Genomic DNA, 23546 nt, shown 5'->3' on the forward strand with positions numbered 1-23546 from the left:
GCATTAGCCAGCGGCGAGCAGCGGATGCCCGGCCGCCTGGGCCTCTTCGCGCAACCACTGGAAAAACGCCCGCACCGGCGGATGCCGTTCGCGCCCGGGTACGCACAAGGCGCTGTAGCCCGCGCCGTCGACATGGATCTCCGGGCGATACGGCAGCAACAGGCCGCTGGTCACGCTTTCCGACACCAGGATATTGCTGGCCAGCACCAGGCCCTGGCCGGCAATGGCCGCCTGCAGGGCGTAGTGTTCCTCGTCGTATTCGCGAATCACCGGGCGGCCCTGCATCCAGCTTTCCTGCGCCTTGTCGCACCAGGCCTCCCAGCCATGGGCGTAGAGCTTGGAATTGTGCCAGCGCACGCTGATCAGCGTCGGCGTTTGCTCGCGGGCCTGGACCACCTGCTCCGGCGAGCCGTAGACCGCGAAGCACTCGTCGAACAGGCACAGCCCATAGAGATTGGGGTAGTCGTCCAGGCTGTAGCGGATCACCAGGTCGACACTCGCATCCTGTTGCAGGTCGATGACCTCGCAGTTGGTGTCCAGGCGCAGGTTGATGTTCGGGTGCCGGGCATAAAAGCGCCCCAGGCGCGGCACCAGCCACAGCGCGGCGAAGGCCGGCGTGGTGGAGATCATCAGGTTCGCGCCGCTGCGTTGCGGGCGCAGGCTGTCGACGCTCTGCGCCACTTCCAGCAAGGCGCCGTGCAGGCTGTGAAACAGCCGTTCGCCGCATTCGGTCAGGCGCACCTGGCGCGGCAGGCGCTGGAACAGCGGCACGCCCAGCCAGCTTTCCAGGGAGCGGATCTGGTGGGAAATCGCCGTGGGCGTAACCGACAGTTCCTCGGCGGCGGCCTTGAAACTCAGGAGCCGGGACGCCGATTCGAAGGCGCGCAGGGCGGTCAACGGCAGGTTGGCAAACATACTGGGTCACCTTATGGGTGAAATGGATTCATCCTGATCAACTATTGCTCATTTGTTCCAGGGGGCCTGCATCAATAGCTTTATTCCTCGCCCAGGAAGGCTTTTACGGTCTTCCAGAATGATCCAGGATGAGGAATGACAGATGAGCAGAATTCTAGCAGTACATGGCAGCCCCCGTGGTGAACGTTCCCATTCGCGGCGGCTGACGGAGCGCTTTCTCCAGGCCTGGCTCGAGGCCCATCCCCAGGGCCGGTTGACCCGCCGGGAAATCGGTCGCGCTTCGCTGCCCCATGTCAGCGAGGCCTTCGTCGCCGCGGCGTTTTATCCCGAACCCCAGGCGCGGCCCCTGTCGATGCAGGCCGACCTGGCCCTGAGTGACGAGCTGGTGACGGAGCTGCTGGAACATGAGCTGCTGGTGATCTCGGCGCCGATGTACAACTTCAGCGTGCCCAGCGGCCTCAAGGCCTGGGTCGACCAGATCGTGCGCCTGGGCCTGACCTTCAATACCGTCCAGGACAACGGCATCGCCCAATACGAGCCGCTGGTGCGGGGCAAGAAAGCGCTGATCGTCACCAGTCGCGGCGGCTTCGGCTTCGGCCCGGGCGGCGAGCTGGAGGCCATGAACCATGCCGATCCATGGTTGCGCACGGCGCTGGGCTTTATCGGTATCGACGACGTCACGGTGGTCGCGGCCGAAGGCGAGGAGTCGGCCGAGCGCACGTTCCAGGTGTCCTGCGCCGAAGCCGAGCAGCGCCTGCTGGCACTGGCGCGGACCTTCTGAGGAGGCGACATGGCCTGGCTGTTCTTGCTGATCGCCGCCGCCTTCGAAGTCACCTTCGCCATGGGCATGAAGTACGCCGAGGGGTTCACCCGGTTGTGGCCATCGCTGCTGACGGTGGTGGCCGCGCTGGGCGGCATCTACTTCCTGACCCTGGCGATGCGTGAACTGCCGGTGAGCATCGCCTACCCGATCTGGACCGCCATCGGCTCCCTGGGCACGGTGTTCCTCGGTTTCGCCTTGCTGGGGGAGAGCCTGACGCTGGTCAAGCTGCTGTCGGTGGGGCTGATCGTGGCCGGGGTAGTGGGGTTGAAGTAGAAGGGATGGAACCCGGGGAATGTCATACAGTGGTCGTGAAGCTGTCATCTTGGCTGTCGATGCTCTTGGCTGCTGTCTGCATCCAGCCTCGGGCGCCGCGGTCCCTGATACAAGTCCGATCACAAGGATGTTCCCATGTCCCAAGAGCTTGCCACGCGTTACCCGTTGGTCCTGGTCCCCGGCATGCTGGGGTTTATCCGGCTGGTGCTGTACTCCTACTGGTTCGGTATCGAGTCGGCGTTGCGCCGCGGCGGGGCCACGGTGATTGCCGTGCAGGTCTCGCCGCTGCACTCCACGGAGGTGCGCGGCGAGCAATTGCTGGCGCGAATTGAGGAGATCCGCCGCGAAACCGGCGCGGACAAGGTCAACCTGATCGGCCACAGCCAGGGCTCGCTCACCGCCCGCTATGCCGCGGCCAAACGCCCGGACTGGGTGGCCTCGGTGACTTCGGTGGCCGGGCCCAATCATGGCTCGGAGCTGGCCGACTATATTGAACGCCATCATTCCATCGACACCCTGCGCGGGCGCGTGCTGAGTTTTATCCTGCGGGTGATGGCCGTGCTGATGAGCTGGCTCGACACCGGCTATCGCGGGCCGAAGCTGCCGGCGGATATCCATGCCTCGCACCGCTCGCTGACCAGCGAGGGCGTGGCGCTGTTCAATCGCCAGTACCCCCAGGGCCTGCCGGACACCTGGGGCGGGCAGGGGCCGGAAGAGGTCAACGGGGTGCGCTACTACTCCTGGTCCGGCACCTTGCAGCCGGGCAAGACCAATCGCGGGCGCAACCTGTTCGACGGCACCAACCGCACCTGCCGGCTGTTCGCCAGGACCTTTGTCCGCGAGGCCGGGCAGTGCGATGGCATGGTCGGCCGCTACAGCTCGCACCTGGGCACGGTGATTGGCGACGATTACCCCCTGGACCACTTCGATATCGTCAACCAGTCGCTGGGGCTGGTGGGCAAGGGCGCCGAGCCGATCCGGCTGTTCGTCGAGCATGCGCAGCGGTTGAAGGCGGCGGGGGTATAGCCAGAGAGGGATGTGGCGGTCTTGAGGTGTATCGCGAGCACGCTCGCGATGACGATCTGTCAGGCGGCGCTGGCCTTGCGCCCCAGCGCGGTGGTCCAGCGTTCCGACAGAATCACCCCGCCCAGGGTCAGCACCCCACCCACCAGGTGATACAACGCCAGCTGTTCATGCAGCACCACGGCGGCAATCAGCGCGGTGATCAGCGGCAGCAGGTTGAAGAACAGCGTGGTGCGGCTCGGTCCCAGGCGTACCACTGCCTGCATCCACGCCAGCGGCGCGAGCATCGAGGCCAGCAGGCAGGCATAGAGCACCAGGGGAATGTTGTGCAGGGTCAGGCCGGTTTTCGGCGAGGCCAGAAACAGCGGAAACAGCACCACCACGGCCACCAGCACCTGCAGGTACAGCAGCACCAGCGGCGGCAGGCGCAGCTGCCATTTTTTCAGCAGGGTGCTGTAGATCGCGTAGGCCAGGGTGGCGATCAGCATCATCGCGTCGCCCAGGTTCACCCCCTGTTCCAGCAGCACGTCGAGGCTGCCGGACGACACCACCACCAGCACCCCGGCAAACGACAACACGGCACCGGCCAGGGCGCCGGCCGTCAGGCGCTGGCCGAGGCTGGCGATGGCCATGGCCAGCGACATCAGCGGCATCAGCGAGAGGATGATGCCCATGTTGGTGGCCGAGGTCAGGGTCGCGGCGAAGTAGGCCAGGCTCTGGTACACCGCCATACCCAGCACGCCGAGGATGAAGATCTTGCCCAGGTTCGGGCGGATCACCGCCCAATGGGCGACCACTGCCTTGAGCATGAACGGCGTGAACAACAGGCCGGCCAGCAGCCAGCGATAGAAACCGATCTCCGCGGGGAAGATCGCCCCGACCGCCAGTTTGTTGATGACGGTATTGCCGGCCCAGATAAAGACGGCCAGTAACGGATAAGCGTATTGCATGAGGAAAACCAGAACGTTGATGAAGGGTGATTATCCCTCTGTCTGGATCCAGGCCTATACTTCGATCCAGACAACCCGCCCCTGAATCCGGACAGCATGAGCAAAAAACACATCGACCTGCTGCCCTTCAGCGGTCTGCCGGCGCCGGTGTACTTCCGCTATGCCGATTTCGACGCCCACAGCCATGCGCTGGAACATCGCCACCCCTGGGGTTGCCTGGAGTACTCGGCCCATGGCGTGATGCACATGGAAATCGCCGGCCAGCGCTTTATGTCGCCGCCGCAGTACGCCATCTGGATTCCGCCGGGTACCGAGCATAGTTTCTATAGCCCGCAGCCGATCGTGTACCGCGCCGTGTGCCTGGCCCCGCAGTTGTGCCAGGCGCTGCCGCAGCAGGCCTGTACCCTGGCCATCAGCGATATCCTCAAGGCGATCCTCAAGGACTTCGCCGCGCGCGATGTGCAGATCCCCGAGCAGGAAGCGGACGGCCGCCTGGCCCAGGTAATGCTCGACCAGTTGCAACAGGCGCCGGTGCATGACGGTTACCTGCCGTATGCCAGCAGCCCGGCTTTGCTCGGAGTGCTGGAAGCGTTGCAGGCCGCCCCGGGGGATAACCGTGCGCTGGCCGATTGGGCGCGGCAGATTCATGTCAGCGAACGCACCCTGGCCCGGCAATTCGTGCGCGAGCTGGGCATGAGTTTCGGCGAGTGGCGCCAGCGCCTGCGCTTCCTGGCGTCCATCGAGGCGCTGGACAGCGCGCGCAGTGTCCAGGAGGTGGCGTTCGACATGGGCTACAGCAGCGCCTCGGCATTTATCGCGATGTTCCAGCGCCAGGCCGGTTGCACCCCCGAGCAGTACCGGCGCACCAGCCTACAGAACAGGTGAACCTGTAACAGGGTTTGTCTACACTGCGCTGGAGGCCGCGCCCGTCGGTGCGGTAACAAGGAGAAAACTCCATGAAGATGCTGCGTATCCCTTTGTTGATGGTCGGTCTGCTGCTCTGTTCCCAAGGCTTTGCCGCCACCGCCCAGCAGAACAAAATGACCACTTGCAACGCCGACGCCACCGCGAAAGCCCTCAAGGGCGATGAACGCAAAGCCTTTATGAGCACCTGCCTGAAAGCCACCCCGGCTGCCGCGGCAACCCCGCAGGAACGGATGAAGACCTGCAACGCCGACGCCACTGCCAAAGCCCTCAAGGGCGATGAGCGCAAGACCTTCATGAGCACGTGCCTGAAGAAGCAATAACCTTCTCCCTCGCAGGCGCGAGCTTGTTCACGGTCCGGTCGCGGCGGTTTGCCTGACACACCCTGTATCGTTGATCGCCAGCAAACCCGCGCCTGTCGGCCTCGCATCGCCAGTGCAACGCTGGCAGACTGCCAATCCTTTCACGCTGTTTGTTTGAGGCTGTATGCCAACGTTTTCTCAGCGTCATCTGTTGTTGTTCAGTTGGGTGATCATCTTCGGCGGCCTGTTGCTGGTAATACCGTTGCGGCTATTACCGAGCCTGCTGGCGGGCCTGCTGGTGTTCGAACTGGTCAACATGCTCACCCCGCAACTGCAACGGCTGATCGAAGGTCGGCGGGCGCGCTGGTTGGCGGTGGCCCTGCTCGGCACCCTGGTGGTCAGCGTGCTGACGCTGCTGTTCGCCGGCGCCATCAGCTTCCTGCTGCACGAAGCGGAGAACCCGGGGGCTTCCCTGGACAAGTTCATGACGGTGGTGGACAAGGCGCGCGGCCAGCTGCCGCCGTTCCTCGACTCCTATCTGCCGGCCAGCGCGGCGGAGTTCCAGGTGGCCATCGGCGCCTGGGCCAGCAAGCACCTGAGCGAGCTGCAACTGGTGGGCAAGGACGCGGCGCACATGTTCGTGACCTTGCTGATCGGCATGGTGCTGGGGGCGATCATCGCCTTGCAGCGCGTGCCCGACCTGACCAAGCGCAAGCCATTGGCGGCCGCGCTGTTCGACCGCCTGCACCTGCTGGTCCAGGCCTTTCGCAACATCGTCTTCGCGCAGATCAAGATTTCCCTGCTCAACACCTTCTTCACCGGGATCTTCCTCGCGCTGATCCTGCCGATGTTCGGGGTCAAGCTGCCGCTGACCAAGACCCTGATCGTGCTGACCTTCCTGCTGGGGCTGTTGCCGGTGATCGGCAACCTGATCTCCAACACCCTGATCACCATCGTCGGCATGTCGCTGTCGATCTGGGTGGCCGCGGCGGCGCTGGGCTACCTGATCTTTATCCACAAGCTGGAATACTTCCTCAACGCGCGGATCGTCGGCGGGCAGATCAGTGCCAAGTCCTGGGAGTTGCTGTTGGCGATGCTGGTGTTCGAGGCGGCGTTCGGCCTGCCGGGGGTGGTGGCCGGGCCGATTTACTACGCCTATCTGAAGAGTGAATTGAAGCTGGCGGGGTTGGTTTAAAAGCAGCTGCAAGCTGCAAGCCGCAAGTTTGAGGCAGATAAGGCTTCTGCTTTTACTTGCGGCTTGTAGCTTGCAACTTGCCGCTGCTTTTATCCGTACCGTTTCTTCGCTTCGATCGCCAGGCCGCTGCCGATACTGCCGAAGATGTTGCCTTCGACGTGGCGGGCGTTGGGCAGCATGTCCGCGACGCTCTGGCGCAGGGCCGGGATGCCGCTGGAACCGCCGGTGAAGAACACCGTATCGACCTGGCCGACGCCGACATTGGCATCGCCCAGCAGTTGCGTGACGCTGCCGCGGATGCGCTCCAGCAGGCTGTCGATCGACGACTCGAACAGCGCCCGGCTCAGGTCCACGCTCAGGCCGGCCTCGATACGGTCCAGGGGCACCACGCGGTTGTCGGCGTGGGTCAGCTGGATCTTGGTCTCTTCCACCTCCATGGCCAGCCAGTGCCCGGCGCGCTGTTCGATCAGCTTGAACAGGCGGTCGATGCCGCCGGTGTCTTCGATGTCGTAGCGCATGCTGCCCAGGGCCAGCTGGGACTTCTGCGAGTACACCGAGTTGATGGTGTGCCAGGTCGCCAGGTTCATGTGGGTGCTGGTGGGCATGTAGGCGCCGCTCTTCATCCGGCTGCCGTAGCCGAACAGCGGCATCAGGCCGGCCAGCGAAAGCTGCTTGTCGAAGTCGGTCCCGCCGATGTGCACGCCGCCGGTGGCGAGGATGTCCTCGTGGCGGTTGTCCAGGCCACGGCGCTCGGGCGACAGGCGCACCAGGGAGAAGTCGGAGGTACCACCGCCGATGTCGACGATCAGCACCAGCTCTTCGCGCTCGATGGTCGACTCGTAGTCGAAGGCCGCGGCGATCGGCTCGTACTGGAAGGAGACTTCCTTGAAGCCCAGCTTGCGCGCCACTTCCACCAGGGTGTCCTGGGCCTCCTGGTCGGCGGCGGCGTCGTCATCGACGAAAAACACCGGGCGACCCAGCACCACTTCCTCGAACTCCCGGCCGGCGGCGGCTTCGGCGCGGCTCTTGAGCTGGCCGATGAACAGGCCCAGCAGGTCCTTGAACGGCATCGCCGTGCCCAGCACGCTGGTGTCGTGCTTGATCAGCTTGGAACCCAGCAGGCTCTTCAGCGAGCGCATCAGCCGGCCTTCGTAGCCTTCCAGGTATTCGTGCAGTGCCAGGCGGCCATACACCGGACGGCGTTCTTCGATGTTGAAGAAGACCACCGACGGCAGGGTGATCTTGTCGTCCTCCAGCGCAATCAGCGTTTCCATGCCGGGGCGCAGCCAGCCGACCGTGGAGTTGGACGTGCCGAAGTCGATACCGCAGGCACGGGCCGCAGATGCGTTTTTCATGTCTTTCGAGTTCCGGTTGGAAAAAACGGCCGCGCAGTGTATGCCAGTCGTTCGCAGAATCGAAGGCCGACTATCCGCTAAATCGAAACCCGCAAGCCTTGAAAGACTATTCTTCACCCCAAACTTGCAGGCATGGGCCGGGCAGCCATCGGGCGGTCGCAAGAACCGCCGCCAGCTGCCGATAAACTTCTGCTGCGCCGCGTGAGTCACAGTATTGAGATCGATCAGCCTTGACGCTGTTCAAGAGTGCATGCTGTACGTCCCGCCGCGCCATATTGATAACGGATGGTGATCCTTAGATGGACTTCAAAGACTATTACAAGATTCTCGGGGTGGAGCCGACGGCGGACGACAAGGCGATCAAGGCCGCCTACCGCAAGCTGGCGCGCAAATACCACCCGGATGTCAGCAAGGAAAAAGACGCCGAAGCCAAGTTCAAGGACGCGTCGGAAGCCTACGAAGCGCTGAAAAGCGCGGACAAGCGGGCCGAATACGACGATCTGCGGCGTTACGGCCAGCACGGCCAGCCGTTCCAGGGCCCACCGGGCTGGAAGGGTCGCGCGGATGCCGGCGGTTTCGGCGATGGCGGGGATTTTTCGGACTTCTTCAGTTCGATCTTCGGCAACCGCGGGCCGGGTTTCGGCGGTGGACAATCGCGCAGCGCCGGGCGCAGGGGGCAAGACGTGGAAATGGAATTACCGATCTTCCTGGAAGAGACCCTGTCGGCCGAGTCGAAGAAGGTCAGCTTCAAGGTGCCGCAGTACAACGCTGCCGGCCAGCACGTCAGCAACACCAGCAAGAGCCTGAACGTGAAGATCCCGGCCGGCGTCACCGACGGCGAGCGTATCCGCCTCAAGGGCCAGGGCGCGCCGGGTGTCGGTGGCGGGGTCAATGGCGACCTGTACCTGACCATTCGTTTCGCGCCCCATCCGAAGTTCGATATCGAGGGCGAGAACCTGATCATCACCTTGCCGCTGGCCCCTTGGGAGCTGGCGCTGGGGACCGAGGTCGCGGTGCCGACCCTGACCGGCAAGATCAACCTCAAGGTGCCGGCCGGCAGCCAGAACGGCCAACGCCTGCGCGCCAAGGGCCATGGCCTGCTGAACAAGGCCGGGCATCGCGGTTATCTGTTCGTGCAGCTCAAGGCCGTGATGCCCAAGGCCTCCGGCGACGACGTCAAGGCGCTGTGGCAGGAGCTGGCGAAAAAGGCCGCCTTCAATCCGCGGGAGCATTTCTGATCTGCAACCCATTCTGATCTGAAACAAGGAGTCGCTAACCATGAGCACCCTGATCGTTCAGCTGGATATGGAAGAGTTCTGCGAGGTGGCCGATCTGCCGGCCGCCTATGTGATGGAAATCGTCGAGCACGGGATCCTCGATCCCCATGGCTCGGCGCCACGGGATTGGCGTTTCACCGATTACGAACTGGCGGTCGCCAAGCGCGCCGCCAAGTTGCGGCGTGATCTGGAACTGGAGTGGGAAGGCGTCGCCCTGGCGCTGGAACTGCTCGATGAAGTCCGCGAATTGCGCACGGAAAACCAGATGCTCAAGCAGCGCCTGGGGCGTCTGCTCAGCGAGTGACGAGCGTCTGTAGGCGCTGCCGAGCTCGCGAGGCTGCGTTCGAGGACGGAGTCCTCGCAAAACCTGTATTAGCGGTTTACCTGAAGGAAAGCAGTGCCCGGTTTACGACCGCTCCGCGGTCGAGCGCAGCCTCGCAGGCTCGGCAGCGGCTACGGGTATGTCGGCCGTTTGCTCTCTACGACTATTCGGCGTGGGACACCCGCGGCAGGGTCACGGTGAAGGTGGTGCCATCGGCCTCGCTGGAGCTGACCTCGATGCTGCCCTGGTGGGCGGTGACCACTTCCTTGACGATGAACAGGCCCAGGCCGAGGCTGGTGGAGGAGCTGCCGAGTTCTTCGTTGGCGCTGCGTACCAGCGGATCGAAGAGGGTACTCAAGGCTTCCTTGGGGATCGGCGGGCCGTAGTTGTGGATGGTCAGCAGCACCTGCTCGGCGGCGCCGGTGAGGGTGACGGTCACGGTGTGGTTATTGCTGCCATGCTGCAGGGCGTTGCCGATCAGGTTCTGCAGCATCTGCTCGATGCGCCCGCGATCCCAGATGCCATGGCTGTCGCCATGGAAGTTCAGCGCCGGCGTGCAGTCCGGCCAGCCGGCGCAGGCTTCGTCCATGGCTGCCTTGGCGGCACTGGCCATGTCCATGGGCGCCGGCTCGATGGGCAGGCTGCTGCCCAGGCGGCTGCGCACGAACTCCAGCAGGTCGCCGACCATCGTCGCCATGTGCCGGGAGCTGCTCTTGATCCGCGACACGTAGGCCAGCGCATCGGCGTCCAGCGCGACTTTGCGCGCCAGCATCTCGGTGGACATGCTCACCGCCTGCAAGGGGGTTCGCAGGTCGTGGCCGAGAATCGCCAGGAAGATATCCCGCGAACGGTTGACCTGTTCGGCATAGGCCGCGGTGGACTCGGCCAATGCTTCGTCTATGGCTTCGTTGAAACGGATCATGTCCTGGAAATAGGCCAGTTCCGGCGACTCCAGGCTGGCGACCCAGAGGCGGATCACGCAGGCGCGCAGGTGGCGGAATTCCGAGGTCATCTGCACCAGGTCGAAGCCCACGTTGTGCCGCAATTCGCCATGGCTGGCGGCGGCTTCGTCGAGGCTCGGGGTCTTTTCCGGGCCTTCGCCTCGCGCCTTGGCGGCCTGTTCGCTGGCGGTCTGGGCAGTGCGCATGTCGCGAGCGGCGGCCAGCAGGATGGACTTGGCGTGGTCGCGCAATTGCAGGCGGGTCAGGGAGTCGGTATCGGGGGCAATGGATCGGGCGAACCGCTCCCACTCATCAACGATGCGATCAACCTGTTGCACGATGAAATCGGGTAGACGCATGGCCGGGAACCTTGTCAGGCAGCAGAGTGAGGGCGGCCTGTCGAATTCTAGTCGCGATTGAGCCGTTCAACACGGTAAGACGTCCGGCTTTGCTGACCGTTGGGCGGCCCGGATGGGCGCCCGTTGGATCCAGGTTTCTAGAACAGCCAGCTTTCTAGAACAGGAAGTAGCGCTGCGCCATCGGCAACACCTCCGCCGGTTCGCACCAGAGCAGCACGCCGTCGGCCTTGACCTGATAGGTCTGCGGGTCGACCTCGATATCCGGCAGGTAGTCGTTGTGGATCAGGTCGCTCTTTTGCACGTCGCGGCAGCCCTTGACCACCGCGATCTGCTTTTTCAGCCCCAATTGTTGCGGCACCCCGGCCGCCAGCGCGGCCTGGCTGATAAAGGTCAGGCTGGTGGCGTGCCGGCTGCCGCCGTAGCTTGCGAACATTGGCCGGTAATGCACGGGTTGCGGGGTCGGGATCGAGGCGTTGGCATCGCCCATCAGGCTGGCGGCGATGGCCCCGCCCTTGAGGATCAATGTCGGCTTGACCCCGAAGAACGCCGGACGCCAGAGCACCAGGTCGGCCCATTTGCCGATTTCGATGGAGCCCACTTCGTGGCTGATGCCGTGGGTGATCGCCGGGTTGATCGTGTATTTGGCGATGTAGCGCTTGACCCGGAAATTGCTGTTACCGGCGCCGTCGCCCGGCAGCGGGCCGCGCTGGCGGTGCATCTTGTCGGCGGTCTGCCAGGTGCGGGTGATGACCTCGCCGACCCGGCCCATGGCCTGGCTGTCGGAGCTGATCATCGAGAAGGCGCCCAGGTCGTGGAGGATGTCTTCGGCGGCGATGGTCTCGCGGCGGATGCGGCTTTCGGCGAAGGCCACGTCCTCGGCGATGCTCGGGTCGAGGTGGTGGCAGACCATCAACATGTCCAGGTGTTCGTCGATGGTGTTGCGGGTGAACGGCCGGGTCGGGTTGGTCGAGCTCGGCAGCACGTTGGGCAAACCGCAGGCCTTGATGATGTCCGGGGCATGGCCGCCGCCGGCGCCTTCGGTGTGATAGGTGTGGATGGTGCGGCCCTTGAACGCGCCGAGGGTGGTTTCGACGAAGCCCGATTCGTTGAGGGTGTCGGTGTGGATCGCCACCTGCACGTCGTACTGGTCGGCGACGCTCAGGCAGTTGTCGATGCTGGCCGGGGTGGTGCCCCAGTCCTCGTGGAGCTTGAGGCCGATGGCTCCGGCCTTGACCTGTTCGATCAAGGGTTCCGGCAGGCTGGCGTTGCCCTTGCCGGTGAAGCCGATGTTCATCGGGAACGCGTCCGCCGCCTGGAGCATGCGCGCCATGTGCCACGGCCCCGAGGTGCAGGTGGTGGCGTTGGTGCCGGTGGCCGGCCCGGTGCCGCCGCCGATCATGGTGGTGACGCCGCTCATCAGCGCCTCTTCGATCTGCTGCGGGCAGATGAAGTGGATATGGGTGTCGATGCCGCCGGCGGTGAGGATCATGCCCTCGCCGGCGATGACTTCGGTGCTGGCGCCGACGGCGATGGTCACGTCGGGCTGGATGTCCGGGTTGCCGGCCTTGCCGATGGCGGCAATGCGCCCGTCCTTGAGGCCGACGTCGGCCTTGACGATGCCCCAGTGATCGATGATCAGCGCGTTGGTGATCAGGGTATCGACCACCTCGGCCGCCAGCAGTTGGCCCTGGCCCATGCCGTCACGGATCACCTTGCCGCCGCCGAACTTCACTTCTTCGCCGTAGGTGGTGAAGTCCTTCTCGACTTCGATCCACAGCTCGGTGTCGGCCAGGCGCACCTTGTCACCGACGGTGGGGCCGAACATGTCGGCATATGCCTGACGACTGATTTTCATTGCCATGATCCTCGCCTATGAGCTGCAAGCTTCAAGCTGCAAGCCTCAAGTAAAAACAATGTAGGGGGAGCGCCGCGAAGTGCTTTTTCTTGCAGCTTGCAGCTAGAGACTTGCGGCTGAAGTCTACAAGTCGCCCATGATTCGTCCCGCGAACCCGTAAACTCGCCGCAACCCAGCCAGATCGACAAGCTCGACTTCCCGGGTCTGCCCCGGCTCGAAGCGCACGGCGGTGCCGGCCGGGATGTTCAGGCGCATGCCACGACTGGCGGCGCGGTCGAAGGTCAGGGCGTCGTTGGTTTCGAAAAAATGATAGTGCGAGCCCACCTGGATCGGCCGGTCGCCGCTGTTGGCGACGCTCAGGCTGAGGGTGCGGCGGCCGGTGTTGAGTTCGATGTCGCCGGGCTGGATCTGGTATTGGCCTGGAATCATACGGGTTGCCCCAGAGTCTTGAAGTAAATGGCGGTCGGGCTGTAGGTGCCGTCCGGGCTTTGGCAGTAGTTCGGCAGTTCGCCGACGCGGGTGTAGCCCTGGGCGCTGTAGAAGGCTTCGGCGTCCGAGCCGGCTTCGGTGTCCAGGTACAGCAGGCCGCGCTTGTGCTGGCGCGCCGCCTGTTCCACGGCGTGCATCAACTGTTGGCCCAGGCCACGGCGGCGGGCGTCGTGGCGCACCTGCAGCTTTTGTACCTCGGCGCGATTGAGGCCGTTGGGCTTCTGGCACAGCGCCAGTTGCACGCTGGCCAGGACCCGCTCGTCCTGCACCACCACCCACAGCAGCAGGCTGCCGTCGGTCACGCTGGCCTGGACGCTGTTGACGTAGGCGCGGGCCTGTTCCTCGTCGAGGTCGGCCATGAATCCGACCGAGGCGCCGTGGCCCACGGCGTCGAACAACAGATCAATCAACCCCTGGCGATAGTGGGCAAAGCTCTCCGCATGGACTCGACGCAGTTGGGCGGCGTTCATCGGGTATCACTCCTTGTGGACGGTGGGCGGTGGCGCCCCCGGATCGAGGGTCAATTGCATGAACGTCAGGTCCAGCCAGCGCCCGAACTTGGTGCCCACTTGCGGCATCTGGCCGGTGGTGACGAAGCCCAGGCGTTCATGCAGGCGGATCGAGGCGGCATTGCCGCTTTCGATGGCCGCGACCATCACGTGTTTGTCGCAGGCCCCGGCGCGTTCGATCAGCGCTTGCATCAGGCGCGGGCCGAGGCCGTTGCCGCGCTGGTCGTTGCGGATATACACCGAGTGCTCGACGGTATGGCGGAAGCCGTCGAAGGGCCGCCAGTCGCCGAACGAGGCATAGCCGAGCACGCTTTCGTCGGCGTCGACCGCCACCAGGATCGGATAACCCTGGGCCTGGCGGGCGCTGAACCAGGCCTGGCGATTGCCCAGGTCCACGGCCTGTTCGTTCCAGATCGCCGTGGTGTTGAGTACGGCGTCGTTATAGATATCGCGGATCGCCGGCAGGTCGGCATGCACGGCATCGCGGATGGAGTACGTCATGGGCGGCCTCAGGCGATCGGTTGGTGGACGGTGACCAGCTTGGTGCCGTCGGGGAAAGTCGCTTCCACCTGGATTTCCGGAATCATCTCCGGGATGCCTTCCATTACTTGTTCGCGGGTCAGCAGGGTGGTGCCGTAGTGCATCAGCTCGGCCACGGTCTGGCCGTCGCGGGCGCCTTCGAGCAGCGCCGCGGAGATATAGGCCATGGCTTCCGGGTAATTGAGCTTCACGCCACGGGCCAGGCGCCGTTCGGCCACCAGGCCGGCGGTGAAGATCAGCAGTTTGTCTTTTTCGCGTGGGGTCAGGTCCATCGTTCAAAATCCGTTGTTGAGCCGTTGAAAGGGGGCATGGCGCGATGCATCCGTAGCCGCTGCCGCAGGCTGCGATCGGCTCCGCAGGAGACGCACCCTGGTTGACGCGATCTGCCTGATACACCGCGGCGTCTGGTTTGGCGCCCGCTACGCGGACGATTGCAGCCTGCGGCAGCGGCTACAGGAAAGTCGTGTCGCTGTGTCATGTGTTCCAGATCCTCGGCGGCAGCGCCTCGCGCCCCAGCAGGGCCGGGCGCAACAGGCGCCACAGGTCGATCAGCCAGGCGCGGGCCAGCAGCGCTTCGCTGGCCAGGCAGCGGGCCACCAGCAGGCCGGGCAGTTGCGTCAGGTCGCCGCGCACGGCATGAGGCAGCGAACGGCAACGCTCCAGCAGCTGGCTGTCGATTTCGCCGGTGGCCAGCAGGGTGGCGAAGACCGGCTGGCCGTCCAGGCCGATCGGTGAGTCGAGCAAACCGTCGCCGCCGCCGATGCGCTGGCGTTCGTGCCAGAGCAACTGGCCGTCGCGGCGGATGTCCAGGTGCGACTGGAAATGCCCGAGGTCGAAGCGCTCGTCGCTGGCCGGGCGGCCGAGCGCCACCACATCCCAGTAGAACAGCCGGGCGTCGCCTTGCAGCTCGATACGGGTGCTCAGTTCGGCCTGGGCGGCGCTGAACACGATGGTTTCCTGGGGCAGCCATTCCAGGGTGGCGCCGGCGGCGACGTTCAATTCCAGGGTCTGATAGGCGGGCCCGTTGGCGCGATACCACTTGGCGGCGCCGGGGCTGGTCAGCTGCGCCCAGGCATCGCGGTCGACGCTGGCGCGGATCTGCAGGCGGTCGCCGCCGGCAATTCCGCCGGGCGGATGCACGATGATGTGCTGGCAGACCTCGGGGCCTTCTGCATACAGGTGCTTCTGCACCCGCAGCGGGCCCTTGTGCCGGCGCTGCACCGGGCGCGTGCTGTCGCCAAAGCGGGCGTAGCCGAGTTCCAGCTCGGCGTGCCAGCTGGGGGTGAACAGGGCGGTGTGGGCTGGCAGGTTCATGGTTTGTGCTTAGTGTCTGGACGTTACAGGCTAGATCGTAACTTAGATGGTAACCAGGCCGCGTACACCCTCGGCTTGCATATTTTCGCCGCGGCCCTGCTGGACGATTTCGCCCCGGGACATCACCAGGTACTGGTCGGCCAGTTCGGCGGCGAAGTCGTAGAACTGCTCCACCAACAGGATCGCCATATCGCCGCGGGCCGCGAGTTTCTTGATCACCGCGCCGATTTCCTTGATCACCGACGGCTGGATGCCCTCGGTGGGCTCGTCGAGGATCAACAGCCGTGGCCGGCTGGCCAGGGCCCGGCCGATGGCCAGCTGCTGTTGCTGGCCGCCGGACAGGTCGCCGCCGCGCCGCTGTTTCATTTGCAGCAGCACCGGGAACAGCTCGTAGATGAAGGCCGGCACTTCCTTGGCCTCCTTAGCGCCAAAACGGGAAAGCCCCATCAACAGGTTTTCTTCCACGGTCAGGCGGCCGAAGATTTCCCGGCCCTGGGGCACGTAAGCGATGCCGGCATGCACCCGTTGATGGGGCTTGTAGGCGGTGATGGCCTGGCCTTCCCAGTTCACCGTGCCTTCCTTGGCCGGCAGCAGGCCCATCAGGCATTTGAGCAGGGTGGTCTTGCCCACCCCGTTACGTCCGAGCAGGCAGGTGACTTCACCGACCTTCGCCTCGAAGCTCAGGCCGCGCAGGATGTGGCTACCGCCGTAGTACTGATGAAGGTGTTGGACCTGTAGCATTGGAACTCCGTTAGTAGGGCTTCAAGCGGCAAGCTTCAAGCTGCAAGTAAGAGCGAGGTGCATGGCTTTGCTGTTCACTTGCCGCTTGAAGCTTGCGGCTTGAAGCTGGCCGATTCATCGCCCCAAATAAACTTCAACAACGCGTTCATCGGCCTGCACCTGTTCCAGCGACCCTTCGGCCAGCACGCTGCCCTGGTGCAGCACGGTGACGTGGTCGGCGATCGAGCCGACGAAGCCCATGTCGTGCTCCACTACCATCAGCGAATGCTTGCCCGCCAGGCGCTTGAACAGCTCGGCGGTGAACTCGGTCTCGGCATCGGTCATGCCCGCCACCGGCTCGTCGAGCAGCAGCAACTGCGGGTCCTGCATCAGCAGCATGCCGATTTCCAGGAACTGCTTCTGGCCGTGGGACAGCAGGCCGGCCTGGCGTTCCACCGAGGCGGTCAGGCGAATGGTTTCCAGCACTTCGTCGATGCGGTCTTTCTGCTCACCGGAGAGTTTCGCCCGCAGGCTGGCCCATACCGACTTGTCGGTGTTCTGCGCCAGCTCCAGGTTTTCGAACACGCTCAGGGCTTCGAACACCGTGGGTTTCTGGAACTTGCGGCCGATGCCGGCCTGGGCGATCTGCACCTCGCTCATCTGCGTCAGGTCCAGGGTTTCGCCGAACCAGGCCTTGCCGTGGGTGGGCCGGGTCTTGCCGGTGATCACGTCCATCAGGGTGGTCTTGCCCGCGCCGTTGGGGCCGATGATGCAACGCAGCTCGCCGACGCCGATGTACAGGTTCAGGTCGTTGAGCGCCTTGAAACCATCGAAGCTGACGCTGATGTCTTCCAGGGTCAGGATGGTGCCGTGGCGGGTGTTCAGGCCCTTGCCGGCGGCCTGGCCGAGGCCGATGGCGTCGCGGCTGGCGCCTGCATCCTTGTTGGCATCGAGGATAGGTTCGAGCATGAATTCGGCCGTCGGTGTGATTCTCATGATTCGCCCCTTTTCTTCAGCAAGCCGATGATGCCTTTGGGCAAATACAGGGTGACGATGATGAAGAGCGCGCCAAGGAAGAACAGCCAGTATTCCGGGAAGGCCACGGTGAACCAGCTCTTCATGCCGTTGACCACGCCGGCGCCGAGCAGTGGGCCGATCAGCGTGCCGCGACCGCCCAGGGCGACCCACACGGCAGCCTCGATGGAGTTGGTCGGCGACATTTCGCTGGGGTTGATGATGCCCACTTGCGGTACGTACAAGGCCCCCGCCAGGCCGCACAGCACCGCGCTCAGCACCCAGACGAACAGCTTGAAGCCGCGTGGGTCGTAGCCGCAGAACATCAGGCGGTTTTCCGCGTCCCGCAGCGCGGTCAGCACCCGGCCGAACTTGCTCCGGGCCAGGCGCCAGCCGATATACAGGCTGGCCACCAGCAACAGCACGGTGGCCAGGAACAGTACCGCGCGGGTCCCGGGCTCGGTGATGCCGAAGCCGAGGATGGTGCGGAAGTTGGTGAAGCCGTTGTTGCCGCCAAACCCGGTCTCGTTGCGAAAGAACAGGAGCATGCCGGCGAAGGTCAGGGCCTGGGTCATGATCGAGAAATACACGCCCTTGATCCGCGAGCGGAAGGCGAAGAAACCGAACACCAGCGCCAGCAAGCCCGGCGCCAGCACCACCAGGCACAGGGCCCAGAGGAAGCTGCCGGTGCCGCTCCAGTACCACGGCAGCTCGGTCCACGAGAGGAAGGTCATGAACGCCGGCAGGCTGTCCCCCGCGGCCTGGCGCATCAGGTACATGCCCATGGCGTAGCCGCCGAGGGCGAAGAACAGGCCATGGCCCAGGGACAGCAGCCCGGCATAACCCCAGACCAGGTCCAGGGCCAGGGCGACGATGGCGTAGCAGAGGATCTTGCCCACCAGGGTCAGGGTGTAGGCCGAGACGTGCAGCGGGTTGTCCGGCGCCAGCAGCGAGAGCAGCGGCAGGGCCAGCAGCACCGCCAGGATCAGCGCGCCGACGGCGACCGAGACCTTGGGCCCGGCCTTTTGTGTAGCGGTAACCAATAGAGGCTGATTCATCAGTCGATCACCCGTCCTTTCAATGCGAAGAGGCCTTGCGGACGTTTCTGGATAAACAGAATGATCAGCGCGAGGATCAGGATCTTGCCGAGCACGGCGCCGATCTGGGGTTCGAGAATCTTGTTGGCTACCCCCAGGCCGAACGCGGCGAACACGCTACCGGCCAGTTGGCCGACGCCGCCGAGCACCACCACCAGGAACGAGTCGATGATGTAGCTCTGGCCCAGGTCCGGGCCGACGTTGCCGATCTGGCTCAGAGCCACGCCACCGAGACCGGCGATGCCGGAACCGAGGCCGAAGGCAAGCATGTCCACCCTTCCGGTGGGCACGCCGCAGCAGGCGGCCATGTTGCGGTTCTGGGTGACCGCGCGCACGTTCAGGCCCAGGCGGGTCTTGTTCAGCAGCAGCCAAGTGAGTACGACGACAAACAGCGCGAAGGCGATGATCACGATGCGGTTGTAGGGCAGCACCAGGTTGGGCAGCACCTGGATCCCGCCGGACAGCCAGGCCGGGTTCGACACCTCGACGTTCTGCGCGCCGAACACCAGGCGCACCAGCTGGATCAGCATCAGGCTGATGCCCCAGGTGGCGAGCAGGGTTTCCAGCGGCCGGCCGTAGAGATGGCGGATCACCGTGCGTTCCAGGGCCATGCCGATGCCGGCGGTGACGAAGAACGCCACTGGCAGGGCGATCAGCGGGTAGAACTCGATGGCCTGCGGGGCGTAGCGCTGGAACAGCAGCTGCACCATGTAGGTGGAGTAGGCGCCGAGCATCAGCATCTCGCCGTGGGCCATGTTGATCACCCCGAGCAGGCCGAAGGTGATCGCCAGGCCCAGGGCCGCCAGCAGCAGGATCGAGCCCAGGGACATGCCGCTGAAGGCCTGGCCGAGCACTTCGCCCACCAGCAGTTTGCGCTTGACCTGGGCCAGGCTGGTTTCGGCGGCGGTGCGCACCCCGGCATCGGCTTCCACGCCGGGTTCGAGCAGGCCTTCGAGGCGGGTGCGGGCCAGCGGGTCGCCGGTTTCACCCAGCAGACGCACCGCGGCCAGGCGCACGGCCGGGTCGCCGTCCACCAGTTGCAGGTTGGCCAGGGCCAGGCTCAGGGCGTCATGTACGCCCTGGTCCTGTTCGGCGGCCAGGCTGGCATCGAGGAATTTCAGCTGCGCCGGCTTGGCGCTTTTCTGCAACTGCTGCGCGGCGGCCAGGCGGACTTTTGCGTCGGCGGCGAGCAGTTGATGGCTGGCCATGGCGGTGTCGATCAGACCCCGCAGGCGATTGTTCAGGCGCAAGGTCTTGGCTTGGCCATCGACGGTCAGCTGGCCTTGCTGCAAGGCGCCGAGCAGTTCGAGGCGCGCCGGGTCGGGCTGCGCGGCCCAGCTTTCCAGCAGCCTGGCCTGTTGCGTGGCGTTGGCCGCGACGAAGTCTTCGGCGTCGCCGGCCCTGGCGGCCAATGGCAGCAACAGCAGGCAGGCGAGAATGAAACGGTAGAGGGCAGTGGGCATATCAATGGCCTTGCGCGGAGCGTGGGTCTGTAGCCGCTGCCGCAGGCTGCGATCGGCCTCGCAGAGGACGTGCTCTTGAGGGCCTCGAAGGTCCTGCGGACCTTATCGCAGCCTGCGGCAGCGGCTACAGAGGTTGTGCCGGACGCGGGAGCGGCGGCCGGCATCCATCCGTTGCTTAGTTGCTCTTCACCGCGTAATCCGGCTTCTTGTCGTTGCCCGGGATGAACGGGCTCCACGGCTGGGCGCGGATCGGGCCTTCGGTCTGCCAGACCACGTTGAACTGACCGTCCGGCTGGATCTCGCCGATCATCACCGGCTTGTGCAGGTGGTGGTTGGTCTTGTCCATGGTCAGGGTGTAGCCCGACGGCGCGGCGAAGGTCTGGCCGGCCAGGGCTTCGCGGACCTTGTCGACGTCGGTGGACTTGGCTTTCTCCACCGCCTGGGCCCACATGTGGATGCCGACGTAGGTGGCTTCCATCGGGTCGTTGGTCACGGCTTTATCCGCGCCCGGCAGCTTCTTGGCCTTGGCGTAGGCTTTCCAGTCGGCGACGAACTTCTGGTTCACCGGGTTCTCCACGGACTCGAAGTAGTTCCAGGCCGCGAGGTTGCCCACCAGTGGCTTGGTGTCGATGCCGCGCAGTTCTTCCTCGCCCACGGAGAAGGCCACCACCGGTACGTCGGTGGCTTTCAGGCCCTGGTTGGCCAGCTCTTTGTAGAACGGCACGTTGGAGTCGCCGTTGACCGTGGAGATGACCGCGGTCTTGCCGCCGGCGGAGAACTTCTTGATGTTGGCGACGATGGTCTGGTAGTCGCTGTGGCCGAACGGGGTGTAGACCTCTTCGATGTCCTTGTCGGCCACGCCCTTGGAATGCAGGAACGAGCGCAGGATCTTGTTGGTGGTGCGCGGGTAGACATAGTCGGTGCCGAGCAGGAAGAAGCGCTTGGCGCTGCCGCCGTCTTCACTCATCAGGTATTCCACCGCCGGGATCGCCTGCTGGTTAGGCGCCGCGCCGGTGTAGAACACGTTCGGCGACATCTCTTCGCCTTCGTATTGCACCGGGTAGAACAGCAGGCCGTTGAGTTCCTCGAACACCGGCAGCACCGACTTGCGCGACACCGAGGTCCAGCAGCCGAACACCACGGCGACCTTGTCCTGGGTCAGCAGCTGGCGGCCCTTCTCGGCGAACAGCGGCCAGTTCGACGCCGGGTCGACCACCACCGCCTCGAGCTGCTTGCCGTTGACGCCGCCCTTGGCGTTGATCTCGTCAATGGTCATCAGCGCCATGTCCTTGAGCGAGGTTTCGGAGATCGCCATGGTCCCCGACAGCGAATGCAGGATGCCGACCTTGATGGTCTCGGCGGCCTGGACGGTCCAGGTCATGCCCATCGCGGCAATGCTTGCCGTGAGTGTGAAAGCCTTGATCAAGCTGCGACGCTTCATTGTGCGATCTCCATGAACTTATGAGTTTTCTTGGTTGGCAGATGCGGACTACTGAAGGGCTGTTTTGCAAGGGGTGTGCCTAGTCGGCACAGGGCATGAAAACGTCGCTTTTACGGAGTGGGGGAGAAAGCTGGCGCACCAATGCGGGGCCGTCAGGCGTCTTTGGTGCGCACGAATGCGCCGCGCTGGTGCCAGTGATGACCTGTAGCCGCTGCCGCAGGCTGCGATCGCGACCGAAGGGCGCGCACGGCTTCAAGATCGCCAAAGGCCTTCGGCCTTAGCGCAGCCTGCGGCAGCGGCTACAGGGCTTCGTCGGACATTGTTCTTCTGTAGGACGCCTTTCAGCGGCGGCGCATCAGGCCGATGAAAAACAGCCCGCCAATGGCCGCCGTGGCCACGCCTATGGGCAGGTCTTCGGGGGCGATCAGGGTGCGGGCGGCGACATCGACCCAGACCAGGAACACGCTGCCCAGCAGCACGCACACCGGCAACAGCCGCCGATGCTCGGCGCCCACCAGACGCCGGGCAATGTGCGGCACCATCAGCCCGACGAAGCCGATGGAGCCGCTGATGGACACCAGCACCCCGGTCATCAAGGACGCGATCAGGAACACCCGCAGCCGCACGTTGCGGGCATTCAGGCCGAGGGTCACCGCGGTCTGCTCGCCGGCCATCAGCGCGTTCAACGGCCGTGCCATGCCCAACAGCAGGACCAGCCCCAGCAGCACGCTGGCCGCCGGCACCGCGAGCAGTTCCCAGCGCGCCAGGCCCAGCCCGCCGAGCATCCAGAACATCACCGCCGAGCTGGCGCGGTGGTCGCCCATGAACAGCAGCAGGTTGGCCACCGCCATCATCACGAAGGACACCGCCACCCCGCACAGCAGCAGGCGGTCGCTGTCGAGCCGGCCGTGGCGCGCGGCGATGCCGAGCACCAGCAGCATGCTCGCCAACGCGCCGATAAAGGCGGCGATGGGCAGGGTCAGCAGGCCGACGATTTCACCCACATGCAGCACCACGATCACCGCGCCCAGGGTGGCGCCGGAGGTCACGCCGAGCAGGTGCGGGTCGGCCAGCGGATTGTGCGTCACGGCTTGCAGCACCGCGCCGATCAAGGCCAGCCCGGCGCCGACCAGGGCCCCGAGCAGCATGCGTGGCACGCGGATCAGCCAGACGATATGTTCCTGCCCGGCGCTCCAGTCCGCCTCGCCCAGGCCGAGGGTCTTGTGCAGCAGGATGCGCCAGACCACGTCCACCGGCACCCGCGCCGAGCCGAAGCCCAGGGACAGCACGCAGGACGCCAGCAGCAACGCGCCGAGGGCTGCCAGCAACAAGGCATAACGACGATCGATCATGCGCCGTGGAAACCCTTGGCCAGGGTTTGCACCGCTTCGACGTTATCGATGCCCGGCGTGGCCTGCACGTAAGGGATCACGATGAAGCGCTGGTTACGGATCGCATCCACCGATTGCAGCGCCTTGTTGTTGAGCAGGAACTGCTGTTTCTGCTCGGCAGTGACTTCGCTGTAGTCGACGATCACGATCACCTGCGGGTTGCGTTCGACCACGGTTTCCCAGTTGACCCGGGTCCAGCTGGCCTCGACGTCGTCGAGGATGTTGCGCCCACCGGCGGCATCGATCAGCGCCTGGGGCATGCCCAGGCGGCCGGAGGTCATGGCGCGGTCTTCGCCGCTGTCGTAGAGGAACACCCGCGGTTTTTCCGTGGGCAGGTCCTGCTGGATCGCGGCGACCTGCTGCTGCATGCCGGCGATCAACTGGTTGGCGCGGTCCTGCACGTCGAAGATTCGCCCGAGGTTGCGCAGGTCGTTGTAGGTGTCGTCGAGGCTGGCGGCCGGACGCTTCATCACGAAGGCGCAGGACTCGGTCAGCTCCAGCACATTGATGCCCAGCGGCGTCAGGGTCTGTGGGGTCAGGTCGCCGCCGACGCGCATGCCGTAGTCCCAGCCGGCGAAGAAGAAATCGACATTGGCGTCGAGCAGGGTTTCCACCGACGGGTACTTGGCCGCCAGCTCCGGCAGGCCGTCGAGGATGGCCTGCATCTCGGGCGTCACCGCCTTCCAGCCGCTGATGCCGCTGTAGCCGACCATGTGCGACTTGAGGCCCAGGGCGAGCATCATCTGGGTCATGTTGATGTCGTGGCTCAGGGCGTGCTTCGGTGCTTCCTTGAAGGTCACCTCGCGGTTGCAACTGTGGACGGTCAGCGGGTAACGGGTGGCTTCGGCGCAGGCCTGGCTGGCGAGCAGCGACAGGGCCAGGCCGGCAGGGATCAGGCAGTTGAGGGAGACGCGCGGGGTCATGGTTGGGTTATCCAAGTGATTCGTGGGTAGCCGGACAGCGGGTGTCGGTCGACCAGGGCGTCGACGCCGAACACCTCGCGCAGCAGCGTGACCGTCAGCACTTGCTCGGGCGTGCCGCTGGCGACGATGCG

The 23546-nt window shown here is 64.8% G+C and carries 25 protein-coding genes; 8 read left to right on the forward strand and 17 right to left on the reverse strand.

The window, feature by feature from the left end:
* Positions 1 to 3: 3 nt before the first annotated feature.
* Entirely contained in the window at positions 4 to 915 is a 912-nt protein-coding gene (locus CXQ81_RS05485; protein WP_101336695.1) for a LysR substrate-binding domain-containing protein, read from the reverse strand.
* A 142-nt stretch (positions 916 to 1057) separates the two neighbouring features.
* Here CXQ81_RS05485 and CXQ81_RS05490 point away from each other — a divergent pair, with 142 nt between their 5' ends.
* From CXQ81_RS05490 to CXQ81_RS05500, 3 genes are all read left to right on the forward strand, one after another.
* Complete coding sequence (locus tag CXQ81_RS05490) at positions 1058 to 1696, forward strand: FMN-dependent NADH-azoreductase (protein ID WP_101336696.1); 639 nt, start codon at positions 1058 to 1060, stop codon at positions 1694 to 1696.
* 9 nt (positions 1697 to 1705) lie between these two features.
* The gene (locus CXQ81_RS05495) at positions 1706 to 2011 is read left to right on the forward strand and encodes a multidrug efflux SMR transporter (protein WP_007932767.1); all 306 of its coding nucleotides are present in this window, start codon (positions 1706 to 1708) and stop codon (positions 2009 to 2011) included.
* Between the two features lie 135 nt (positions 2012 to 2146).
* Positions 2147 to 3037: a triacylglycerol lipase gene (locus CXQ81_RS05500; protein WP_101336697.1), complete on the forward strand. Its 891-nt coding sequence runs from the start codon at positions 2147 to 2149 to the stop codon at positions 3035 to 3037.
* A 59-nt stretch (positions 3038 to 3096) separates the two neighbouring features.
* Here CXQ81_RS05500 and CXQ81_RS05505 read toward each other — a convergent pair whose 3' ends face one another.
* Positions 3097 to 3984 carry a DMT family transporter gene (locus tag CXQ81_RS05505; protein WP_101336698.1) on the reverse strand — a complete coding sequence of 296 codons (888 nt, stop codon included), beginning with the start codon at positions 3982 to 3984 and terminating at the stop codon, positions 3097 to 3099.
* 96 nt (positions 3985 to 4080) lie between these two features.
* On the opposite strand from CXQ81_RS05505, the gene CXQ81_RS05510 reads away from it, so the two are divergent.
* The 3 genes from CXQ81_RS05510 (at position 4081) to CXQ81_RS05520 (ending at position 6405) form a co-directional block, all read left to right on the forward strand.
* A complete protein-coding gene (locus tag CXQ81_RS05510; protein ID WP_101336699.1) occupies positions 4081 to 4869 on the forward strand; it encodes a helix-turn-helix transcriptional regulator in 789 nt (262 codons plus the stop codon).
* A gap of 71 nt (positions 4870 to 4940) precedes the next feature.
* The gene (locus CXQ81_RS05515; protein ID WP_007932771.1) at positions 4941 to 5231 is read left to right on the forward strand and encodes a PsiF family protein; all 291 of its coding nucleotides are present in this window, start codon (positions 4941 to 4943) and stop codon (positions 5229 to 5231) included.
* 163 nt (positions 5232 to 5394) lie between these two features.
* Positions 5395 to 6405, forward strand: coding sequence for an AI-2E family transporter (locus tag CXQ81_RS05520; protein ID WP_007932772.1), 1011 nt, complete (start codon positions 5395 to 5397; stop codon positions 6403 to 6405).
* An 89-nt stretch (positions 6406 to 6494) separates the two neighbouring features.
* Here CXQ81_RS05520 and CXQ81_RS05525 read toward each other — a convergent pair whose 3' ends face one another.
* Complete coding sequence (locus tag CXQ81_RS05525; RefSeq protein WP_101336700.1) at positions 6495 to 7760, reverse strand: Hsp70 family protein; 1266 nt, start codon at positions 7758 to 7760, stop codon at positions 6495 to 6497.
* 299 nt (positions 7761 to 8059) lie between these two features.
* On the opposite strand from CXQ81_RS05525, the gene CXQ81_RS05530 reads away from it, so the two are divergent.
* Positions 8060 to 8998 carry a DnaJ C-terminal domain-containing protein gene (locus CXQ81_RS05530; RefSeq protein ID WP_101336701.1) on the forward strand — a complete coding sequence of 313 codons (939 nt, stop codon included), beginning with the start codon at positions 8060 to 8062 and terminating at the stop codon, positions 8996 to 8998.
* A gap of 40 nt (positions 8999 to 9038) precedes the next feature.
* A complete protein-coding gene (locus CXQ81_RS05535; RefSeq protein ID WP_007923674.1) occupies positions 9039 to 9341 on the forward strand; it encodes a chaperone modulator CbpM in 303 nt (100 codons plus the stop codon).
* Between the two features lie 181 nt (positions 9342 to 9522).
* On the opposite strand, the gene CXQ81_RS05540 is transcribed toward CXQ81_RS05535, so the two are convergent.
* From CXQ81_RS05540 to CXQ81_RS05605, 14 genes are all read right to left on the reverse strand, one after another.
* Positions 9523 to 10659: a sensor histidine kinase KdpD gene (locus tag CXQ81_RS05540; RefSeq protein ID WP_007930998.1), complete on the reverse strand. Its 1137-nt coding sequence runs from the start codon at positions 10657 to 10659 to the stop codon at positions 9523 to 9525.
* Between the two features lie 154 nt (positions 10660 to 10813).
* Positions 10814 to 12514: an urease subunit alpha gene (gene ureC, locus CXQ81_RS05545; RefSeq protein ID WP_101336702.1), complete on the reverse strand. Its 1701-nt coding sequence runs from the start codon at positions 12512 to 12514 to the stop codon at positions 10814 to 10816.
* A gap of 123 nt (positions 12515 to 12637) precedes the next feature.
* A complete protein-coding gene (locus tag CXQ81_RS05550) occupies positions 12638 to 12943 on the reverse strand; it encodes an urease subunit beta (RefSeq protein WP_101336703.1) in 306 nt (101 codons plus the stop codon).
* The gene (locus CXQ81_RS05555; RefSeq protein WP_087089953.1) at positions 12940 to 13473 is read right to left on the reverse strand and encodes an N-acetyltransferase; all 534 of its coding nucleotides are present in this window, start codon (positions 13471 to 13473) and stop codon (positions 12940 to 12942) included. Before CXQ81_RS05555 ends, CXQ81_RS05550 begins: the two co-directional genes overlap by 4 nt.
* A gap of 6 nt (positions 13474 to 13479) precedes the next feature.
* Positions 13480 to 14013: a GNAT family N-acetyltransferase gene (locus CXQ81_RS05560; protein ID WP_101336704.1), complete on the reverse strand. Its 534-nt coding sequence runs from the start codon at positions 14011 to 14013 to the stop codon at positions 13480 to 13482.
* Positions 14014 to 14021: 8 nt separating this feature from the next.
* Positions 14022 to 14324 (reverse strand): urease subunit gamma, encoded by a 303-nt coding sequence (gene ureA / locus CXQ81_RS05565; protein ID WP_007927275.1) that lies wholly within the window; start codon positions 14322 to 14324, stop codon positions 14022 to 14024.
* Positions 14325 to 14526: 202 nt separating this feature from the next.
* A complete protein-coding gene (locus CXQ81_RS05570; RefSeq protein ID WP_097139271.1) occupies positions 14527 to 15366 on the reverse strand; it encodes an urease accessory protein UreD in 840 nt (279 codons plus the stop codon).
* 42 nt (positions 15367 to 15408) lie between these two features.
* Positions 15409 to 16107, reverse strand: a complete 699-nt coding sequence (urtE, locus tag CXQ81_RS05575) for an urea ABC transporter ATP-binding subunit UrtE (protein WP_087089959.1) — start codon at positions 16105 to 16107, stop codon at positions 15409 to 15411.
* A gap of 114 nt (positions 16108 to 16221) precedes the next feature.
* Positions 16222 to 17082: an urea ABC transporter ATP-binding protein UrtD gene (gene urtD / locus CXQ81_RS05580; protein WP_087089961.1), complete on the reverse strand. Its 861-nt coding sequence runs from the start codon at positions 17080 to 17082 to the stop codon at positions 16222 to 16224.
* Entirely contained in the window at positions 17079 to 18158 is a 1080-nt protein-coding gene (urtC, locus tag CXQ81_RS05585; protein WP_062823804.1) for an urea ABC transporter permease subunit UrtC, read from the reverse strand. The genes urtD and urtC overlap by 4 nt, the downstream gene beginning before the upstream one ends.
* Positions 18158 to 19660 carry an urea ABC transporter permease subunit UrtB gene (gene urtB / locus CXQ81_RS05590; RefSeq protein ID WP_037036347.1) on the reverse strand — a complete coding sequence of 501 codons (1503 nt, stop codon included), beginning with the start codon at positions 19658 to 19660 and terminating at the stop codon, positions 18158 to 18160. The genes urtC and urtB overlap by 1 nt, the downstream gene beginning before the upstream one ends.
* A gap of 175 nt (positions 19661 to 19835) precedes the next feature.
* Positions 19836 to 21101: an urea ABC transporter substrate-binding protein gene (gene urtA / locus CXQ81_RS05595; RefSeq protein ID WP_007930955.1), complete on the reverse strand. Its 1266-nt coding sequence runs from the start codon at positions 21099 to 21101 to the stop codon at positions 19836 to 19838.
* 341 nt (positions 21102 to 21442) lie between these two features.
* Positions 21443 to 22453, reverse strand: a complete 1011-nt coding sequence (locus CXQ81_RS05600; RefSeq protein ID WP_101336705.1) for an iron ABC transporter permease — start codon at positions 22451 to 22453, stop codon at positions 21443 to 21445.
* The gene (locus CXQ81_RS05605) at positions 22450 to 23415 is read right to left on the reverse strand and encodes an ABC transporter substrate-binding protein (protein WP_007930925.1); all 966 of its coding nucleotides are present in this window, start codon (positions 23413 to 23415) and stop codon (positions 22450 to 22452) included. Before CXQ81_RS05605 ends, CXQ81_RS05600 begins: the two co-directional genes overlap by 4 nt.
* Positions 23416 to 23546 lie beyond the last annotated feature (131 nt).

The organism is Pseudomonas sp. 09C 129, from assembly GCF_002843625.1.
GTDB classification, from domain to species: Bacteria; Pseudomonadota; Gammaproteobacteria; order Pseudomonadales; family Pseudomonadaceae; genus Aquipseudomonas; species Aquipseudomonas chlororaphis.

Excerpts from the sequence above, each read along its gene's own strand:
- CXQ81_RS05485 (WP_101336695.1), bottom strand. The coding sequence starts at position 915 with ATGTTTGCCAACCTGCCGTTGACCGCCCTGCGCGCCTTCGAATCGGCG.
- CXQ81_RS05490 (WP_101336696.1), top strand. The coding sequence starts at position 1,058 with ATGAGCAGAATTCTAGCAGTACATGGCAGCCCCCGTGGTGAACGTTCC.
- CXQ81_RS05495 (WP_007932767.1), top strand. The coding sequence starts at position 1,706 with ATGGCCTGGCTGTTCTTGCTGATCGCCGCCGCCTTCGAAGTCACCTTC.
- CXQ81_RS05500 (WP_101336697.1), top strand. The coding sequence starts at position 2,147 with ATGTCCCAAGAGCTTGCCACGCGTTACCCGTTGGTCCTGGTCCCCGGC.
- CXQ81_RS05505 (WP_101336698.1), bottom strand. The coding sequence starts at position 3,984 with ATGCAATACGCTTATCCGTTACTGGCCGTCTTTATCTGGGCCGGCAAT.
- CXQ81_RS05510 (WP_101336699.1), top strand. The coding sequence starts at position 4,081 with ATGAGCAAAAAACACATCGACCTGCTGCCCTTCAGCGGTCTGCCGGCG.
- CXQ81_RS05515 (WP_007932771.1), top strand. The coding sequence starts at position 4,941 with ATGAAGATGCTGCGTATCCCTTTGTTGATGGTCGGTCTGCTGCTCTGT.
- CXQ81_RS05520 (WP_007932772.1), top strand. The coding sequence starts at position 5,395 with ATGCCAACGTTTTCTCAGCGTCATCTGTTGTTGTTCAGTTGGGTGATC.
- CXQ81_RS05525 (WP_101336700.1), bottom strand. The coding sequence starts at position 7,760 with ATGAAAAACGCATCTGCGGCCCGTGCCTGCGGTATCGACTTCGGCACG.
- CXQ81_RS05530 (WP_101336701.1), top strand. The coding sequence starts at position 8,060 with ATGGACTTCAAAGACTATTACAAGATTCTCGGGGTGGAGCCGACGGCG.
- CXQ81_RS05535 (WP_007923674.1), top strand. The coding sequence starts at position 9,039 with ATGAGCACCCTGATCGTTCAGCTGGATATGGAAGAGTTCTGCGAGGTG.
- CXQ81_RS05540 (WP_007930998.1), bottom strand. The coding sequence starts at position 10,659 with ATGCGTCTACCCGATTTCATCGTGCAACAGGTTGATCGCATCGTTGAT.
- ureC (WP_101336702.1), bottom strand. The coding sequence starts at position 12,514 with ATGAAAATCAGTCGTCAGGCATATGCCGACATGTTCGGCCCCACCGTC.
- CXQ81_RS05550 (WP_101336703.1), bottom strand. The coding sequence starts at position 12,943 with ATGATTCCAGGCCAATACCAGATCCAGCCCGGCGACATCGAACTCAAC.
- CXQ81_RS05555 (WP_087089953.1), bottom strand. The coding sequence starts at position 13,473 with ATGAACGCCGCCCAACTGCGTCGAGTCCATGCGGAGAGCTTTGCCCAC.
- CXQ81_RS05560 (WP_101336704.1), bottom strand. The coding sequence starts at position 14,013 with ATGACGTACTCCATCCGCGATGCCGTGCATGCCGACCTGCCGGCGATC.
- ureA (WP_007927275.1), bottom strand. The coding sequence starts at position 14,324 with ATGGACCTGACCCCACGCGAAAAAGACAAACTGCTGATCTTCACCGCC.
- CXQ81_RS05570 (WP_097139271.1), bottom strand. The coding sequence starts at position 15,366 with ATGAACCTGCCAGCCCACACCGCCCTGTTCACCCCCAGCTGGCACGCC.
- urtE (WP_087089959.1), bottom strand. The coding sequence starts at position 16,107 with ATGCTACAGGTCCAACACCTTCATCAGTACTACGGCGGTAGCCACATC.
- urtD (WP_087089961.1), bottom strand. The coding sequence starts at position 17,082 with ATGAGAATCACACCGACGGCCGAATTCATGCTCGAACCTATCCTCGAT.
- urtC (WP_062823804.1), bottom strand. The coding sequence starts at position 18,158 with ATGAATCAGCCTCTATTGGTTACCGCTACACAAAAGGCCGGGCCCAAG.
- urtB (WP_037036347.1), bottom strand. The coding sequence starts at position 19,660 with ATGCCCACTGCCCTCTACCGTTTCATTCTCGCCTGCCTGCTGTTGCTG.
- urtA (WP_007930955.1), bottom strand. The coding sequence starts at position 21,101 with ATGAAGCGTCGCAGCTTGATCAAGGCTTTCACACTCACGGCAAGCATT.
- CXQ81_RS05600 (WP_101336705.1), bottom strand. The coding sequence starts at position 22,453 with ATGATCGATCGTCGTTATGCCTTGTTGCTGGCAGCCCTCGGCGCGTTG.
- CXQ81_RS05605 (WP_007930925.1), bottom strand. The coding sequence starts at position 23,415 with ATGACCCCGCGCGTCTCCCTCAACTGCCTGATCCCTGCCGGCCTGGCC.